General features: G+C 45.0%; 18 protein-coding genes. 8 read left to right on the top strand and 10 right to left on the bottom strand.

The annotated features are described in order from the left end of the window. Positions 1 to 11 precede the first annotated feature (11 nt). The 9 genes from gspK to gspC form a co-directional block, all read right to left on the bottom strand. Positions 12 to 992, bottom strand: a complete 981-nt coding sequence (gene gspK, locus CXF86_RS11245) for a type II secretion system minor pseudopilin GspK (protein ID WP_101091924.1) — start codon at positions 990 to 992, stop codon at positions 12 to 14. A 2-nt stretch (positions 993 to 994) separates the two neighbouring features. Continuing rightward, complete coding sequence (gspJ, locus tag CXF86_RS11250; protein ID WP_101091925.1) at positions 995 to 1,723, bottom strand: type II secretion system minor pseudopilin GspJ; 729 nt, start codon at positions 1,721 to 1,723, stop codon at positions 995 to 997. Continuing rightward, a complete protein-coding gene (gspI, locus tag CXF86_RS11255; RefSeq protein WP_101091926.1) occupies positions 1,704 to 2,075 on the bottom strand; it encodes a type II secretion system minor pseudopilin GspI in 372 nt (123 codons plus the stop codon). Before gspI ends, gspJ begins: the two co-directional genes overlap by 20 nt. Positions 2,076 to 2,119: 44 nt before the next feature. After that, positions 2,120 to 2,752 (bottom strand): type II secretion system minor pseudopilin GspH, encoded by a 633-nt coding sequence (gene gspH / locus CXF86_RS11260; protein WP_101091927.1) that lies wholly within the window; start codon positions 2,750 to 2,752, stop codon positions 2,120 to 2,122. Continuing rightward, on the bottom strand, positions 2,715 to 3,149 hold the full coding sequence (gene gspG, locus CXF86_RS11265) for a type II secretion system major pseudopilin GspG (protein ID WP_101091928.1): 435 nt from the start codon (positions 3,147 to 3,149) through the stop codon (positions 2,715 to 2,717). Before gspG ends, gspH begins: the two co-directional genes overlap by 38 nt. A gap of 69 nt (positions 3,150 to 3,218) precedes the next feature. Beyond that, positions 3,219 to 4,442 carry a type II secretion system inner membrane protein GspF gene (gene gspF / locus CXF86_RS11270; protein WP_101091929.1) on the bottom strand — a complete coding sequence of 408 codons (1,224 nt, stop codon included), beginning with the start codon at positions 4,440 to 4,442 and terminating at the stop codon, positions 3,219 to 3,221. Positions 4,443 to 4,445: 3 nt separating this feature from the next. Further along, the gene (gene gspE / locus CXF86_RS11275; RefSeq protein ID WP_101091930.1) at positions 4,446 to 6,017 is read right to left on the bottom strand and encodes a type II secretion system ATPase GspE; all 1,572 of its coding nucleotides are present in this window, start codon (positions 6,015 to 6,017) and stop codon (positions 4,446 to 4,448) included. Next, positions 6,010 to 8,193 (bottom strand): type II secretion system secretin GspD, encoded by a 2,184-nt coding sequence (gene gspD / locus CXF86_RS11280; RefSeq protein ID WP_102039019.1) that lies wholly within the window; start codon positions 8,191 to 8,193, stop codon positions 6,010 to 6,012. The genes gspE and gspD overlap by 8 nt, the downstream gene beginning before the upstream one ends. 84 nt (positions 8,194 to 8,277) lie before the next feature. Next, complete coding sequence (gspC, locus tag CXF86_RS11285) at positions 8,278 to 9,195, bottom strand: type II secretion system protein GspC (RefSeq protein ID WP_102039020.1); 918 nt, start codon at positions 9,193 to 9,195, stop codon at positions 8,278 to 8,280. A 270-nt stretch (positions 9,196 to 9,465) separates the two neighbouring features. Here gspC and hslR point away from each other — a divergent pair, with 270 nt between their 5' ends. The 7 genes from hslR to CXF86_RS11320 all read left to right on the top strand — a co-directional run bounded on the left by hslR (position 9,466) and on the right by CXF86_RS11320 (position 15,766). Then, positions 9,466 to 9,864, top strand: coding sequence for a ribosome-associated heat shock protein Hsp15 (hslR, locus tag CXF86_RS11290; protein ID WP_101091933.1), 399 nt, complete (start codon positions 9,466 to 9,468; stop codon positions 9,862 to 9,864). 15 nt (positions 9,865 to 9,879) lie between these two features. Beyond that, a complete protein-coding gene (gene hslO / locus CXF86_RS11295; protein WP_101091934.1) occupies positions 9,880 to 10,740 on the top strand; it encodes an Hsp33 family molecular chaperone HslO in 861 nt (286 codons plus the stop codon). A 233-nt stretch (positions 10,741 to 10,973) separates the two neighbouring features. Beyond that, positions 10,974 to 12,515: a phosphoenolpyruvate carboxykinase gene (locus CXF86_RS11300; protein WP_101091935.1), complete on the top strand. Its 1,542-nt coding sequence runs from the start codon at positions 10,974 to 10,976 to the stop codon at positions 12,513 to 12,515. A 217-nt stretch (positions 12,516 to 12,732) separates the two neighbouring features. Then, the gene (locus CXF86_RS11305; protein ID WP_101091936.1) at positions 12,733 to 13,158 is read left to right on the top strand and encodes a hypothetical protein; all 426 of its coding nucleotides are present in this window, start codon (positions 12,733 to 12,735) and stop codon (positions 13,156 to 13,158) included. Then, on the top strand, positions 13,155 to 13,364 hold the full coding sequence (locus CXF86_RS11310; protein ID WP_101091937.1) for a helix-turn-helix transcriptional regulator: 210 nt from the start codon (positions 13,155 to 13,157) through the stop codon (positions 13,362 to 13,364). The genes CXF86_RS11305 and CXF86_RS11310 overlap by 4 nt, the downstream gene beginning before the upstream one ends. Before the next feature lie 46 nt (positions 13,365 to 13,410). Beyond that, entirely contained in the window at positions 13,411 to 13,713 is a 303-nt protein-coding gene (locus tag CXF86_RS11315) for a hypothetical protein (RefSeq protein ID WP_102039021.1), read from the top strand. 190 nt (positions 13,714 to 13,903) lie between these two features. Beyond that, the gene (locus CXF86_RS11320) at positions 13,904 to 15,766 is read left to right on the top strand and encodes a M14 family metallopeptidase (RefSeq protein WP_102039022.1); all 1,863 of its coding nucleotides are present in this window, start codon (positions 13,904 to 13,906) and stop codon (positions 15,764 to 15,766) included. Between the two features lie 91 nt (positions 15,767 to 15,857). Here CXF86_RS11320 and CXF86_RS11325 read toward each other — a convergent pair whose 3' ends face one another. Beyond that, complete coding sequence (locus tag CXF86_RS11325) at positions 15,858 to 16,661, bottom strand: class I SAM-dependent methyltransferase (RefSeq protein ID WP_102039023.1); 804 nt, start codon at positions 16,659 to 16,661, stop codon at positions 15,858 to 15,860. Between the two features lie 258 nt (positions 16,662 to 16,919). Between CXF86_RS11325 and CXF86_RS11330 the strand changes: the two genes are divergently transcribed. Next, complete coding sequence (locus tag CXF86_RS11330) at positions 16,920 to 17,675, top strand: DUF4097 family beta strand repeat-containing protein (protein ID WP_101091939.1); 756 nt, start codon at positions 16,920 to 16,922, stop codon at positions 17,673 to 17,675. Positions 17,676 to 17,789 lie beyond the last annotated feature (114 nt).

The raw sequence follows: 17,789 nt of genomic DNA on the forward strand, positions 1-17,789 counted from the left end.
AAGGACTGTTGTTATTTTTGTCCGCCAAACTGCCGGGATAACACTTCTAGCGTTTTGCTATCGCCTTTGAGCACACTTTCAAGCCTAAAGACGGCGTTATCAACTTTGGCTCCCGCTTGCAGTAGGAAATAGCTACTGGTCACACCAAAACTTGATTTAAGCTGTGCGTCACTGGCTAGGCCGGCGATAGAGGAGTTTTCCCAAAACTCGTCTATTTTTTCGTAGCCATCACCTGGGCGTTGGTTAATGATGCTTTCAGCTTCACCCACCGAAATTTTATTATCGAGCATGCCAGCAATCAGTGCCGCTTGCTCAACAGGGACCGTATTAACATTTAACACCATAGTGCTATTGCCCGGTACTGCACACACATACGGCGCTATTTTCAGATAGATATCTTGGGTAAACCCCATCACCGCACGCAGTTCACTCTTATGGCTCAGCAAAGTATTAGCTGCACGATAAGGGACATTACGCGCCTCATAGTCTGCATCTTCTGCACCGTAAGGCCCTGCAGTCGTATCCTCATCTATATAATCTTTTAAGGTTTGCGCTAAGCGCTCGGCCGCAAAGTCATCCATACCCAATGCCACTAATAAGCCTTTAAATTGCACTGCGGGCAAAGGTAATTTGGGCTGACCATTTTCTACTGTCTTAGTCGTCTGTGATAATGCATTCAGGTTAAAACATGACTGCATATCACTTATTTTACCGGCGATCTCCCCATTCTCTGCTGGAAAAATCACATCGGCTTGCGCCCAGTACTGTTGCATATGCACAGTATCAGAGTCTTCTAAATCTTGTTTTAAGACCTTCTTCGCGATCTCTTCAGCCGAGATGGCATACCAAAAAGCTTGATCGTATTGCGCCAAATTAATGGTGCGCCTAACGGATATCTGGTTTCTAGAGGTTATCTTGGTCGCCACTATTGCCACTATTGCTACAATCAATAATACGACAATGAGTGCGACTCCACGCTGCTTAGTCCGCATCGTTAAGTCCCTTTACCGTTATTGCCCGAACCATTACCCGTGTCTTCTTTTTCTTTGTCTTTTTCTGTGTCGTTATTGTTATTACCGCCGTTATTATTGCTCGAGTTACTGCCCGCTGGGGCCCCTAACGGCAATAGAAACTTACGCTGAACTTTGCCTAAATCTTCAAATTCAATTTCCATGGCTATCGCCTTGGGTAATTTGGTAGCGTCGGTTTTTCGTTCCCACTTATCGTCGCTAAAGAAAGCATACTCAACAGAAATAACCTTTTCCATTATCACCGTTTTTATCGGTTCAGCGCCAATTTCAGGCTCTGGATAAGGGTAATACCAACGCTGTAACTGTCCCTCTATCACTACGTAGGCTACCGACTGTAGGCTGCCTCGAGGCAATAGACCATCAGGGTTTAACCAACCCAAACGGAAAAACACTAGCGACTCAGATTCTGAGTCGAGCATGTTGTCACCGGTTTGAAATACCGTGGTACCGCGACCGCCGTCAAGCAGCCTTGGCGTGCGAGCCACCATTTGGTTTAGATCACGCTCAATGATCCCAAAGCCTTGTTGCATCGCTTTTAACTTGCCAGCAAACTCACGCGTAACCGTGTCGTTTTGTAGCACTGTGTGCAGTACCGTATTGGCTGCCAGCCCTAACAAAGCAAAAATCGAAATAGCGATCAACATCTCAAGCAGCGTAAAGCCACGATTAGATTTAGTCAGACTTGAGGACATAACTGCTCACCTCGGCAATGACACGACCAAAGCGCTCATCGTCGCTGATGGTTATTCGTATCATTCTAAAATTATCATCCGTTGTCTTAACAACCTCTTTGCGCCAGTACCAATCTTTGCTCGCTAACCGCTCTTGGCCATCTTTACGACCAATATCAGGAAACTTAGACTCTAAGCGGGCTTCAACCATTTGGTTATGCGCGACCCACTGTGCCATGGTGCGCTCTTCCAATATCGGCATATTAGCCATCTGCTCGCCTAAGCTTTTGGTAATCGATACCGCGGCAATAGAAAAAACCGCTAGCGCGACGATCACTTCGAGTAAGGTCATACCGCGTTGCTTAATAAACATAAGCACTCACTCTGTTGCTTGCGCTTGAAAATGCTGGAAAATAACTAGATATCATCTTCATGGTCCAATTTTAATCTACCCAGCACATCGCCAAACACAACCACTTCAATCTCTTTATTCATTTCATTTCGGGTGACGAAAGACAGTTCAAATGCACTCATTTCACCACTCGGGAATAGCAGGATTTGCGGTTCCGGATATTTCTTTTTGTCGTCCGCTGATGGCTCAATTAAAGGCTCATCGAACCAGCTGTCTTGTTCTTCATCTTCTTGCACTAGCGGCAAACCATCTAGAACAAGGTGTAACTCAAATCCAGGTTCCATTTGCCTTGCAGATAACAGCCGGTCTTGTTCTAAGGGCTTCCATTTACCGTCGTCGTAGTCGTAATAGACATATTCATAACTGTCTTTTTCAACAACAATACCAATGAATTGACCGCTAAGTACCGTTTCATCTAACACCATCTCAGCTGACATCATAAATTGCACAGCCAGACGTTCGAGCGCTTTCTCTTGGCTTGCGCCGCCCATACTTAAAGTCACAGCCGAAGCGGCTAATCCCATCAGTAACACCACGAGCAACACCTCCATTAAGGTGAAGCCCGCTTGACGTGCTCGAACAATTCGTGACAATGTCATCTTATTGCAAGTTCTGCAGGTTCCAGTTACCGATATCATCTTCTGTACCAGCCTGGCCATCAGGCCCGACACTGAAGATATCTAACTTACCATTTTCACCTGGGCTTAAAAGCAGGTAATCATTGCGCCATGGATCTTGTGGTAAACGCTTAACATAACCATCTTCGCGGTAGTTACGTGGCTCTGGCGACATCGTTGGCTTCTGCACTAACGCTTCTAAGCCCTGCTCTGTCGTTGGATAGATACTGTTGTCTAACCGATACATATCTAACGCATTTTCTAGCGCGACAATGTCTGAAACCGCTTTTTGTTGATCAGCTTTATCTTTGTTACCCATTAAGTTAGGCACGACCATCGAGGCTAAGATACCTAAAATAACGATAACGACCATCACTTCTAAAAGTGTAAAACCTTTTTGTTTACTACGAATTTGCATTGAAAACTTCCTTTAACTGAATGACTTATATATCTCGCTATATGGCAATGCCAACATCGAAACTATTCGTTAACCACTGATCAGATTATTCAGCGCTAAAATTGGCTGAAGAATCGCTAACACAATAAATAACACCACTGCGGCCATACTCACAACCAACATAGGTTCAAATACACCAAGTGCAATCGTGACATTTGACTCAAACTCCCGATCTTGGTTATCTGCAGCCCGCTCCAACATCTGCTCGAGTTGACCACTTTTTTCACCAGAGCTAATCATATAGAGCATCATTGGCGGAAAAAGTTTAGTATTTGCTAAAGCAGCACCCAAACTTGTGCCCTCACGCACACGCGATGTGGCCTCTTCAACGGCCGCTTTAACTCTTACATTAATCAATACATCGCTAGCAATACGCATAGCATCAAGCAATGGCACCGAACTCGCTGCGAGGATACTCAAAGTACGAGCAAAACGAGCGGTATTTAAACTTTTACTGACCTTACTGACCACGGGAACACGCAATAACAGCGTATCGTATTTCATTCTATTGGCTGGCACCACGAGTAAGCGCTTCAATAACACAAACAGTCCGATAAGCAGCCCAAGAACAACCAGTCCATAGTCTCGAATAAAATCAGAAGAGCTGATGAGTAACTCGGTAGTCCAAGGTAATGCTTGGCCCATGTGCTCAAACTGACCAACCACCTCAGGCACTACGGCTGCAAGCAAAATAGCAATCACACCCACTGCAACACACGTTAGGACAACAGGATAGATCATCGCTTGAGTCATTTTACTTTTGAGTTGCTGGCGACGCTCGGTATAGTCTGCAAGACGATTCAATACCACTTCTAAGTGACCAGACTTTTCACCTGATGCCACCATAGCGCGATAGAGCTCGTCAAAAATGTGGGGAAACTCAGCCATCGAGTCAGCTAAGCTATAACCTTCAACAACACGTGAACGAACCGCCATAATCATACTGGCGAGGCGATCTTTTTCGCATTGTTGACCGACGGCTTTAAGGGCCTCTTCAATCGGTAAGCCCGCCGCCACTAACGTTGCAATTTGGCGAGTGATCAATGCCAGTTCAGACACTGATATTCCGCGCTTAAAAAAGCTCACCCCTGCCGATTTTGTTTTACTCTCTTTTTCGACCACTGGGGTTATTTCCAGTGGCATTAAACGTAGCTCTCTGAGCTGGCCTCGGGCATGCCTTGCAGTGTCTGCTTCAACAACGCCTTTTTGTTGCTTGCCGGCTTTATCTAATGCTTTGTATTCAAATGCTGGCACTGATTATTCCTCGCGAGTGACACGCAGCACTTCTTCAAGGGTGGTTTTCCCTGCAAGCACTTTACTCATACCGTCATGACGAATACTCGGCACGGTTTTGCGAATATGTTTCTCTATCGCTAGCTCTCCGCGACCGGTATGGATTAATTCACGGACATGATCATCGACAATGAGCAGCTCATGGATACCGGTACGGCCACGGTAGCCATTATGGCCACAGATCTGACAGCCTTTAGCACGGTAGATTGTACGTGGGTCATCAAATGCAATACCCAGTAGCTCTCTTTCACGCTCGTCGGGTACATGCTCTTCTTTACAGTGCTTACATAAGGTTCTGATCAATCGCTGTGCGAGCACGCCCAACAAACTCGACGAAACAAGGAAAGGTTCAACACCCATATCTTGTAACCGCGTAATAGAACCAGATGCAGTATTCGTGTGCAGTGTTGATAGCACCATGTGACCGGTTAATGAAGCTTGTACGGCAATTTGCGCCGTTTCAAGATCTCGAATTTCACCAATCATGACTACATCAGGATCTTGACGCAAAATAGCGCGCAGACCACGAGCAAAAGTCATATCAACCTTGGTGTTTACTTGCGTTTGACCAATACCCTCTAACTCATATTCGATAGGATCTTCGACGGTTAGAATATTGGTATCAACTGAATTGAGTTCGGTTAAGCCTGCATACAAGGTGGTACTTTTACCAGAACCAGTGGGCCCGGTGACCAAGATAATACCGTGGGGCCTGCGGATTAACTCATCGAATTTGACACGGACAGCTTCTGTCATTCCCAGCTGAACCAGATCTAAATTGCCAGCATTTTTATCGAGTAAACGCAGTACCACACGTTCGCCATGGCTTGATGGCATAGTCGATACACGTACATCAACGGCTCGACCAGCAATACGCAATGAAATACGACCATCTTGCGGGACGCGTTTTTCTGCAATATCTAATCGCGCCATTACCTTAATACGCGACACTAATAGTGACGATAGTTTGCGGTTAGGCTTTAGGACTTCTTTTAAGATACCGTCAACGCGGAAACGCACAACAAGTTGCTTTTCATAGGTTTCGATATGGATATCGGAAGCTTCTTCTTTAATCGCTTCAGACAAGAGCGCGTTGATCAATTTAATGATCGGCGCATCATCGTCACCCTCAAGCAGATCCTCTGTTTGAGGTAGCTCTTCTGCGATGGTAAACAAGTCCATCTCGTTACCAATATCTTCCATCATTTGCTGCGCTTCTGATGAATTGGCTTGATACGCTTGGGTTAAGCGTGTTTCAAACGCAATATCCTCTAGCTTGACCAGTGGTAACGACTTGCCACTATAACGACGAGCCTCCAGCAGCGCCGATAACGGGGTGCCGTTGGTATGGTAAAGCGATAAAACGCCATGTTCATCTTTATCTAATGCAGCGTTGAATCGATGCGCAAATGCAAAGGGCAACCGCTCTTTGCTCGTCGAGTGAAAGACTTCGTCAGCTTCTGCTTCAGACACTAGCCCAAGCTCATTCGATACTTGTGCTAGTTCATCATCTGCTTGGATCTTATTATCACTCATCAGCTGAATCTTTATCAATATCAGTTGCGGTTTCTGCCTTTGCGGCCTCAGCAGCATCTTCAGCCGCTTGTGCTTTTTCTGCGTCAGTATTTTTATTCTCAGAAATACTCTTTAAAGCAGCATCTGTTTGGCGCATCTTAGTATCTAGCCCTTTACCGTCTTTATAACGATTCAGCACTTCGTTCACTTCATCGGGCAGATATGCCTCTTGATCCCATTCTTCCAGAACTGGCACATTAGAATCTGGCATCAAGTTAACACCACGCTCTTGTTGCTCAAGTTGCAGCGCACGGAAATAGTTGTACTTGCGACCTGCGATACCTTGCATGGTAATACCATCTCGAATAATCGTCGGCTTAATAAACACCATTAAGTTGGTCTTTTTCTTACCGCTAGAAGATGACTTAAACAGATAACCAATAATCGGGAGGTCGCCCAAAAATGGTACTTTTTGTACGGACTCTTGCACTTCTTCTTTAATTAAACCACCCAGCACCACTATCTGACCTGAATCTGCCATGACAGTCGTGGTTAAACGGCGAGTGGCAAAAGTAATATCGACACCGGTTTTACCATTAATACCTGAGACTTCTTGCTCAATGGTTAGCTTGACCGCATTACCCTCGTTGACCTGAGGAAGCACTTTTAGCTTAACACCGACCTCTTTACGTTCAACGGTTTGAAATGGGTTACTGTTACCATTACTTGAATTCTGGCTACCGGTAAGGATCGGTACTTCATCGCCCACAATGAATGAGGCTTCTTGGTTATCAAGAGTAGTAATAGAAGGTGTTGCGAGTACGTTTGATTTAGTATCGCTTGAAACAGCTTGGATTAGCGCGCCAAAGTCGCCCATTGCCACGCCCCAAGCCATACCATTCACTTTGCCTAGTGCTTGCGCTAGTAAGGTGATATCACCACGAGAGTCAGGGTTAGTAGTACAAACACCTTGTGCGTCACATACCTTGGTACCTTCCTCACCCTGTGCTTGCCACACACCCGCACCAACTTCACCAATAGTCGGGCCTAAGTTGTTAAACTGTGTTCCACCACCTGCTTTTGTTGCCCACTGCACACCAAAACCAACATCGTCGCCTTCGCCGACTTCAACAATAATGGCTTCAACCAGTACTTGAGCACGGCGAATATCTAACTGATTTATTACGCTTTCAATCGTGCGCATTTGGTCAGGTTCAGCACTAATAACCAACGCATTGGTATCGTTATGCGCCATAATATTGATTTCGTTACGGCGCTTCTTAGTACCTTGAGCTGCGCCACCTTTGTCGTCCACCAGTTGTTCAGCGAAACCAGTTAACACTTCAACTAAATCCTCAGCTTTAGCGTAATGTAGATAACGTACCTTGGTATTGCCCGTGCTCGCTTGCTCAGCATCTAATTGTCTAATTAACTTAACAACACGCTGACGGCTCTTTTCGTCACCACTGACCAGAACGCCGTTAGTACGTTCATCAGCCACAACTTTAGGCGCTTGGCCTGGCATTTTGGCTTGATTAGCCGTTGAACGATAAAGAGTATCGACGATACGGACAATTTCACCCGCTGAGGCAAATTCAAGTTTGACTACTTCAACTGCGGTGTCGCCCTGTTTATCAACGCGGCGCACAATTTCAACTAACTTATTGACCACGGCAGCACGGCCCGAGATCATCAATACGTTTGATGGGTCGTAGTTCACTACGTTACCGCCACCGGCATTATCATTTAACTGACGTAGCAATGGCGCTAACTGCTTAGCTTCGGTGTTATAAAGCGCAACGATACGAGTGACCATCTCGTCACCCATTCCAGGCGCATTATCATCAGCAACTCGAATTGACGCTGTTTTAGCATCTTTATCCTTGATGACCTTAATGATGTTGTTATCCATTTCGACAACAGCGTAACCGTAGACTTGAAGTACATTGAGAAAAAATTGATAGTATTGGTCGTCATCTAAAAGGTCATAACTTCGAACATTAATTTTGCCGCGTACGGTAGGATCGACAATAATAGTGCGATTCAAGTTCTTACCAACAATGTTGATGAACTCTTGAATATCAGTGCCCTTAAAGTTAGCCGCATATTGTTCAGACCAAGCAAGTTGTGGTGCGAGTAATGATGCCCCCATGACGATGCCAGCGATTAGTCTGCGTCTAATCCTTTTATTATTCATTGTAATACGTCCCCTAAAACCTTTAATTGCGGCAAGCTCAATTATTTATTGCAGCAGCCTTTATTTTTATTGGTTGCTGCTCTTTTATTGCGGCAAGCTAAACATAATTTCGATCAGTTGACCTTCACGCTCAACCATTAAGGCAATTTCAGTCATTTCTGGTAATTGCCCCATTACTTCCAATGCTTGACCCATATTGGTCAAGTCATAACCATTAATCGATTTTGCCAAATCATTGGGCTTAAAACCCGCCTCAATAAATAGCTTTCTGTCTTTACCGGGATTGAGTCGGTAGCCCGCGAGCTCTCCACCACTTTTAACGGGTGAGATTGCTAAGTAATCGGTGATTTTACTGGGATCAGCCAAGATTTGTTCACGTGACTGACTTAACTCACGGGCCACTTCACGGTTTTTACGTTGATCTATTTTTCTGCTTTTAGGTAAGCTCTTGGCTTGTTGCAGTTGCTGATTAGCATTGCTGTTGGTGTTGTATTCAAGTCCATCCAACATCAAGGTTTCGTATCTGCCACTGTTAGTGATAATAATACGATCGGCATAGACCTCTTTTAACGACGCTGATGTGCCTTTAATTTTGTCGCCCAAGCCATAGGTATCTTGGCTACCGCTTGACGCAATCACCGCTAAACCTTTTTGCTCAGTTGTTGATGCAACCACGCCAGTCAATTGAATTGACAGCGATGTTTTGGGTGCGTCGGTAATAACCTCTTCTGTTGGAGCAACTTTAGGTTTGGTAGAAGTACCGTCAGTACGCCCAAATAACCCTAAATCGTGCAAGCCTGAGATGTTAACTGCCCCTGAAACTGTCGAAGAGGCAGGTGTCGGCGTCCAGCGAGAAACAGCTGAATTTTCAGGAACTAACTTCCATGTGATCTGCGCTAATAGAAACAGCATTAGCACAACACCGATACTAAATATCGCGGAGCTAACAGGTTTTTGAGGCACTGTAGCCGCTTTAGTTAAAAACTTATCTAATAAATCCATATTTATGTGGACCCTCTGCACAGGTCTCTGTTCTGATTATGATAATTTAGCCAATCCTGACTCATGCTAACCTACACTGCACCCCGCAACAAGCCCATAACAGCAGCAATGTTGGCGATAATAGGCCAAACATGCTAACTTTACGCGCCTTAAAAGGGTGTGAAGCACGCCACTATTATACGAGTAGGGACACACTCATTTGTATCTTAATACTCAGCTTGTGAACTTACCCCTACTTTAACAAAGGTTAATCTACCACTGGAGTCGCTCATGAACGACAACGAGCAACAAGCAGAAAAAGTCAGGCTAGATAAATGGCTCTGGGCCGCACGCTTCTATAAGACTCGCGCCATCGCAAAAGAGATGATTAATGGTGGTAAAGTACACTACAACGGCCAACGTACCAAATCGAGTAAATATGCCGAGGTAGGGGCCACCATTAGATTAAGGCAAGGGTATGACGAAAAAGAGATCGTCATCATAAAAATGTCCGAACATCGCCAAAAAGGGTTAATCGCGCAAACCCTTTATGAAGAAACACCGCAAAGCATAGCTAAACGTGAGACATATGCTGAGCAAAGACGTTTAAATATACTTCATAATCCCGCTCCTGAGCAGAAGCCGGATAAGAAGCAGCGTCGTCAAATAATGCGCTTTAAAGAAAGCTAAAATTGGAATACCGAAATGACTAAAGACAATTTATATCGTTACCTGTTTGAGAACGCTAGCGTGCGTGGTGAATTGGTACAACTAGAAAAGAGCTACCAAGAAGTCATTGCAGCGCATGACTACCCACTGGCCATTCAACATCTATTGGGTGAATTGATGGCTGCGACATCACTGGTAACAGCCACATTAAAATTCAGCGGCGATATTAGCATTCAATTGCAAGGTGATGGCCCGGTATCATTAGCCGTCATAAATGGTAATAACCTACAGCAGCTGCGCGGCGTTTCTCGCTGGACTGGAGACATTGCCAATGATGCTCCACTACAAGCTCTGTTTGGCAAAGGACACATGGTTATCACCTTAACGCCTAATGATGGCGAGCGTTACCAAGGTGTGGTCGCACTCGACAAGGAAACATTGGGCGAATGTTTAGAGGCTTATTTTGAACAGTCAGAGCAGCTACCGACTAAAATAAAGCTGTTTGCAAACACTAAGCAAGCGGCCGGTATATTCCTGCAAGTTTTGCCTACTGACGGCGAGCATAATGACGATTTCGAACACTTATCAGTGTTGACTGAAACCGTTAAGCAAGAAGAGCTATTTGAGCTTGAAGCCGAGGATGTACTGCATCGCTTGTACCATGAAGAAGAGGTCCTTTTATTCGACCCTGTTGCGGTTACGTTTAGCTGTACATGTTCAAAAGAGCGTAGTGCTCAAGCGATTCGCACCGTCGCTAAAGAAGAGATTGATTCTATTATTGCAGAGGAAGGTAAAATCGAGATGGGTTGTGAGTACTGCAATAGTAAGTATGTATTTGACAGCATTGATGTCGAAGCGATTTATGCTATTGCCCCAAGCAGTGATGTCACTCAGTAGTCATTAAATTAATTAAATCGATTAAAGGCGCTCATTGAGCGCCTTTTTTATGATTAAAATCTGCCCTCCTAACATGAATATCGGGCACCATGATGTAGCAGTAGTCACTTTTTAAGCTTTTTTTTGAACTAGTGCACATATTCAATTGCGCATACGTTACAATCGCCTCAGACAAAATAGCTGGCGCCATAGACCGGCAAACTTAAACGACCCTACAGATGGAGACCTTACACATGGCGGATGGATCTAACCGCGAGTACCTTAACCTCTCTACAGGCCAATTAGTCGAGCTTGCGTTAGCACGCGGCGAAGGTGAATTGACTGCAAACGGTGCTTTAGTTGCAAAAACCGGCGAACGTTCTGGTCGTTCACCCAATGACCGCTTTATCGTGAAAGAGTCTAGCTCAGAAGCTGATATTGAATGGGGCCCCGTCAACAAGCCATTTGAAGCTGACGCTTTTACCGCCCTTTGGGATCGTGTTGAAGCATACTTAGCGGATAAAGACACTTTCGTATCGAATCTAGAAGTCGGTGCAAGTAAAGAGCATTACCAGCCTGTTACTGTAACAACTGAATATGCATGGCACCAACTATTCGCCCGTAATCTTTTCATCATTCCAGAAGAGTTTAATGCGGCTGATAAGCCGACTTGGCAGATCATCAATGCACCCGGTTTTGAATGTGTGCCAGAGCGTGACGGTACTCATTCAGATGCGACTGTCATCTTAAATTTCGCAGAACGCAAAGTGCTACTTGCTGGCCTTAAATATGCTGGCGAGATGAAAAAGTCGATGTTCTCGGTACAAAATTTCCTACTTCCAGCGAAAGGTGTATTACCAATGCACTGCTCAGCTAACGTGGGTACTGACGGCGACACCACACTGTTCTTCGGTCTATCAGGAACGGGAAAAACAACCCTTTCAGCTGATCCTAAACGTTTCCTTATCGGTGATGATGAACATGGCTGGGCACCTGGTGGCGTATTTAACATCGAAGGCGGTTGTTACGCAAAGTGTATCGATCTTAGTGAGAAGAACGAGCCTGTGATCTGGGATGCTATACGTTTCGGCACTGTACTTGAAAACGTCGTCACCGATGAGAACCGTGTACCTGATTACACAAACTCTTCACTGACAGAAAATACCCGTGCAGCCTATCCACTTGAGCACATCGCTCAACGTAAAGAGGAAAACTGCGGTGCAGAGCCTCATGCAGTTGTATTTCTAACATGCGACGTTTCGGGTGTATTACCACCGGTTTCTAAGCTAACCAAAGAGCAAGCTGCGTATCACTTCTTGTCGGGTTATACCGCTAAAGTGGGTTCTACTGAGATGGGTTCAACAGCCGCCATTCAGTCAACGTTCTCAACTTGCTTCGGCGCACCTTTCTTCCCACGCCCAGCAGGCGTATATGCTGAGCTATTAATGAAGCGTATCGAATCATTTGGTAGCCAAGTGTACTTGGTCAATACAGGTTGGACTGGTGGTCCACACGGGATTGGTAAGCGTTTTGATATCCCAACGACTCGCGCCATTGTCGATGCGATAGTCAGCGGTGAGCTAAAAGATGTTGAAACTGAGCACCTTGAAAAGCTAAACCTACATGTACCAGTGTCGGTCACAGGTGTAGACAGTAATTTGTTAAACCCAATCAACACTTGGGAAGATAAGCAACAATACGCAGAGTTTGCACAGCACTTAGCTGACAGCTTTAAAGCTAACTTTGAAAAATACCAAGTGCCTGATGCAATCAAGAATGCAGGACCAAACGCTTAACGCCAATCATTAGCGTAAGTGCTTAAAAATCCCCGTTTAGCTCAGCTAAACGGGGATTTTTTTTGACTTAAAATCGTTAGTTTAACGATTAGATTCAGCCCTTAATAAGTAAAGTGAATCAAACTTAAAGTAAAGCCTACTTGACTTACATATCAAACAAGCCTAACTTTAAGTCAAGCTTACTTTACATTGCAGCAAAACAAAAGGAACTGTATCGATGAAGAACATACTAAGTGCAATCTGTGCCAAAGGGCTGCCTAAGCGCGATCTGAAAAATGCCAATCGGGTTAACCTACTGGCACTGCTTTGGGCGCTGACCCTTATGATTAGCACCTATTTAGCCAAAACGGATATGCTTGATAGCGTACTCACTCTTACTATCGCCTTTGGGATACATACCGTTATAGGTATCGCTATGCTGCTGTCTTACAAACACTTTCTCACCCAACTCGATGAATTGGAACGTAAAGTACAGCTTGATGCATTAGCGCTAGCTGTCGGTGTCGCCATTATTAGCTTTTCTAGCTATTCAATCTTAGCTAAAGCAGGTACCTTACCGCCTTTAAACAGCTCTTATCTCATTGCACTCATCGCCTTGACCTATATGGTTGGCATTATTAAAGGAAGGTTAGCCTACCGATGAAAAATCGTCTCAAAGTACTTAGAGCTGAACGAGATTGGACCCAAGCTGATCTGGCTGACAAACTCGAAGTTTCACGGCAAACCATCAATGCGATTGAAAAAGGCAAGTACGATCCCAGTTTACCGCTGGCCTTCAAAGTTGCCCGTTTATTCGAGATGCCAATTGAAGCTATCTTCGAAGATGAAACAGAAGTAGAAGTGGGTTAGGTAAATAGGTCCTCCTTACGGGAGGACTTATTCATTGGCGCAATGGATGTCTCATTCTATAGCTGCAAATACCTCACATTTCCCATATCCCTATGGGTCAGATGTGAATGAGCGACCGTATGTGCAGACGCGACTGAAGCTCGCTGTCATGCTTTATGAAAGAATGGGTCACTGTAAGCTCAACGAAAACATCTGGCTTCCAAAGATGGATGATGCCGGGAATAAAATTGCCCCTGTTTTCGACGGCCTCGACCACATCTTCACTGGGTTAGAAAAGTACAAGCATTCGGCCATTGAGTTCACAACAGAAAACGATAAAACTCATTATTCCCTTCAAACTAACGGTTAACAACCATTCCCCATCAAAGTTGCCGGAGTACGTTGAAGACTTCTTATAAACCAAAGTCCTTAATGCCATACCGTAACTCGACCAATCAGCATAATTAGACACAGTTATCCTATTGCACTCATTGGCATTTTGATGAAATATAAAGGACTTATAATAATTCTAAATTGATCTAATAGATGGATATCCTATCATGCGCCTAACACCCATCCAGACGAGGAACGTCGCCCTTACTGGCCTTATTGCGCTTGCGACAAGTGCCACCAGCTTATGCACTGTTGCAGCTGAACACGACACCACGCCTCAACTGGCAACAACTTACGTTAATGACGCCATTTTACCGCCTAATATTGAATGGCATGGAAAAAGCGAATCGCTGTTAGCGGCTCCTGACAGTGAGTGGGCGACCCCTTTTGAAAAGAATGGCCTTAAAACCAGCCCAAGTTACGACGAAACATTTGCCTGGTTAGATAAGCTCATTGCCCAAAGCGATATGCTTAAAAAAGTCAGCATAGGTAAAAGCCCACAAGGGCGTGATATTTGGATGATTGTCGCGTCCAAAGAGGGTGCCGAAGATGCCGTCACGTTACTGAAGAACAGTAAACCAAGTGTGTTAGTACAAGCGGGGATCCACTCAGGCGAAATCGACGGTAAAGACGCTGGCATGATGTTACTACGAGATATCATCTTCGGCGGTAAAGCATCGCTGCTCGACCATGCTAACTTGCTGTTTGTGCCTATTTTCAGCGTCGACGCCCACGAGCGCTCAACAGAATATAATCGCGTCAATCAGAGAGGCCCGTTAAACATGGGTTGGCGTACTACCGCCAATAATCTCAACCTTAATCGTGACTACGCTAAAGCTGATACACTCGAAATGCAGCATATGCTGCGGGCTATCAATATCTGGCAACCTGAACTGTATATTGACATACACGTTACCGATGGCATCGACTATCAGTACGATGTTACCTTTGGCTATAACTTAGCTCAAGGTCAGAGCCCTGCAAGCTATAAGTGGTTAGAGCACAGTTATCGCCCAGCAATTGAAGCAGCGCTTGTTAATGAAGGTCATACCCCCGGGCCACTAGTGTTCGCGCTAGACAATACAGACATCACTAAAGGAATGTCTTTGTGGAACGCCAGTCCGCGTTTTTCTAATGGCTACGGCGACGCACGCCATCTGCCGACCATCTTGATAGAGAACCACAGCTTAAAACCGTTTAAGCAGCGAGTACTTGGCACTTATGTCATGCTCGAAGCCACGTTGAAAACCATTGGCAAAGAATCAACCAAGCTAAAGACTGCTATTCAGCAAGATAAGTATCGCTACTCGCCACGACTCACATTAACTTGGAAACAAGAACAGCAGAAACAGGGTTGGGACTTCAAAGGCATCGGCTACTCAATGGAGCAAAGTGCCATTAGTGGTAGCGAGATTGTGCGTTGGAATGGTGAGCCCAAGCTATACGAGAACTTACCAGTGATTGGGGGGACTAAAGCAGATATTAAAGTTAATCGTCCAACGGCGTATTTTGTGCCGCCTCAATGGACAGACGTAATTGAGCGATTGAGTATTCACGGTATCCGCATGACCACCCTCACCAAACCAAGCAAACAAAAGTTGCAGCAATATCAATTTGCAGGCGCTAAGTTTGGCACTGCTGATTACGAAGGCCACCAGCGCGTCGAAGCCAAGGTCAGTAGCAACAACATCACCACAACGTTACCCGTCGGTACAGTCCGTATCGATACCGAGCAACCTTTGGGTGACTTAGCCATACTGCTGCTTGAACCACAATCGCCTGATTCACTGTTTCAGTGGGGTTTCTTTAACCCTATTTTCACTCGCACCGAATATATTGAAAACTACGCGGTTGAACCACTGGCGGCCAAAATGCTTAAACAAGACCCAGCATTGCAAGCTGAGTTTAATGAAGCATTAAAAGACAGTGAATTTGCTGCCGACCCTAAGGCAAGACTGCGTTGGTTCTATGAGCGTAGCCCTTACTATGATAACGAATACCAAAAGTACCCAGTACTGCGCAGTAACTAGCTTGTCAGATTAAACCTAGATAAGCATAGCTTTACATTCACTTAGCTAAAAGCAGCGCCATAAGGCGCTGCTTTAGTAACGCCTATCTAGCTCAAGCTTTCTTGAATCCTGAGATAGCATAGGTCAGCGGTAAACGCTGGCCTTGCTGCTCTACATAAAAACGCTCGCATTGTGTTTTACCTGCCGGTAACTCGACTTCAACAGCCTCTTTGGTTAGCCCCTCAAAACAGTCATAGGGGCTGAAGGGAAACTCATTGAATGACTCAATTTCAATACCTGCACCAATCAACGCATTAATGACATCTGATAAAGAGTGCGCCCAACTGACAAAAGTATCGGTTTCATCTGTCGCATTCTCGGTGTAGGTAGCCTCATCTTCGATATCGGGTTCATCTTGATGAAAATAGCTATAACCTTCAAAGACAGCCTGAGCTGGATGAAACTCCACCATATAGAACTGACCACCAGCATTGAGTTTACTCGCAATGGTCTGTGCCCACTGGTCTAAATCGGGTAACCACACGATTGCGCCATAAGAGGTAAACACGATGTCGAATTGCCCCGCGACCTGCTCAGCCACGTTATAAACATCGGTACAAACGAAATCAGCATTTAATCCCGCTTCTGCCGCCAGTAAATTGGCTTGCTCAATCGCGGCGATAGAGAGGTCGACACCTGTGACCTTAGCTCCAAGTCGTGCCCACGATAACGTGTCTAAGCCAAAATGGCATTGCAAGTGTAATAGGCTTTTGCCTTCTACATTCAACGCTGCTAGCTCTATCTCTTGTAAAGAGCTATTACCCTTTAAAAAGCCAGCAACATCGTAAAAATCAGAAGTGACATGGGTTTGCACGCGGCGATCCCAACCTTGCTGATTTACTGATAAATAATTCATAAGTTTGCTTCCATTCTAAAGTACGCAAATTAATTTGACTCTTTGCTATCAACGCCTTGAGTAAAATCACCAATAATGTCGACTTTAGCCAAATTGATGAGAGAATTCACCACTGCGAATCAAGGTAACAATAAAACATCATAATTAAAACAATTAGATAACCACTTGGCACGTTATCTGCAAACATTAAAAAGCAAAGCAGTATGACTAAATATTGATCACTAAAATAAAAAACAAAAATAACAAGGACATCGTCTAATGAAACTACTCTCTAGCCTTTTTGCCGCAGCGATTACGCTAACCCTCTCCGGTTGCATCATCAATGTTAATGGCGCGAGTGCCGGTCCTATGGATCACCAGAAAAAAACAATTAAGATTGAAGCCGCTGGCATCGACACACTCATCGCCGATACGGGTGCTGGAGACTTGAAGATCCAAGGCATTGAAGGACTCACTCAGATCACCGTCATTGCCGACATATATACCTATGGCGATGTTAAAGCCGATTTAAGCTTAAATAGAAAGGGGAGCAACGCAAAATTGATCGCCGAGTTTGACAGCAATATCAACTTCAGCCGCTCTCCCTATATTGATTTAACCATTCAAGTACCCGCCACTATGATGCTTAAGCTTGAAGATGGCTCTGGTGATATTGAGATCAAAGATGTCTCAGCAAATATCGACCTTGAGGATGGCTCAGGTGATCTTTGGATTCAAGGCGGACATAACCTCAGCATCATCGACGGCTCTGGCTCAGTATCAATTAGCAACACCACAGGCAAGCTCACCCTAGAAGATGGTTCTGGGTCTATCAACGTAAAAGGGATCGGTGGCGATACCAACATTAATGATGGTTCTGGAGATATGACGGTCACCAACATCAATGGCCATGTCGTTATTGACGACGGCTCTGGTGACATCGAAGTCGACAACACCAAAGGCCTTAGCATTGTTGATTCAGGTAGCGGCGACCTCAGCGTCGACAATATCAACGGCTCTGTGAGCATGAACTAATTCGGCATTGAGTCGAATTAGTCATCCAGATAAGCGATTCAAACTCGCTTTTAAAACTAACTCTTAAATGAGTAAACCTTCCCGGCGCAGGTGCTGTTGTCGATTAATGTGCTT

It is taken from the genome of Shewanella sp. GutCb (assembly GCF_002836135.1).
GTDB lineage: Bacteria > Pseudomonadota > Gammaproteobacteria > Enterobacterales > Shewanellaceae > Shewanella.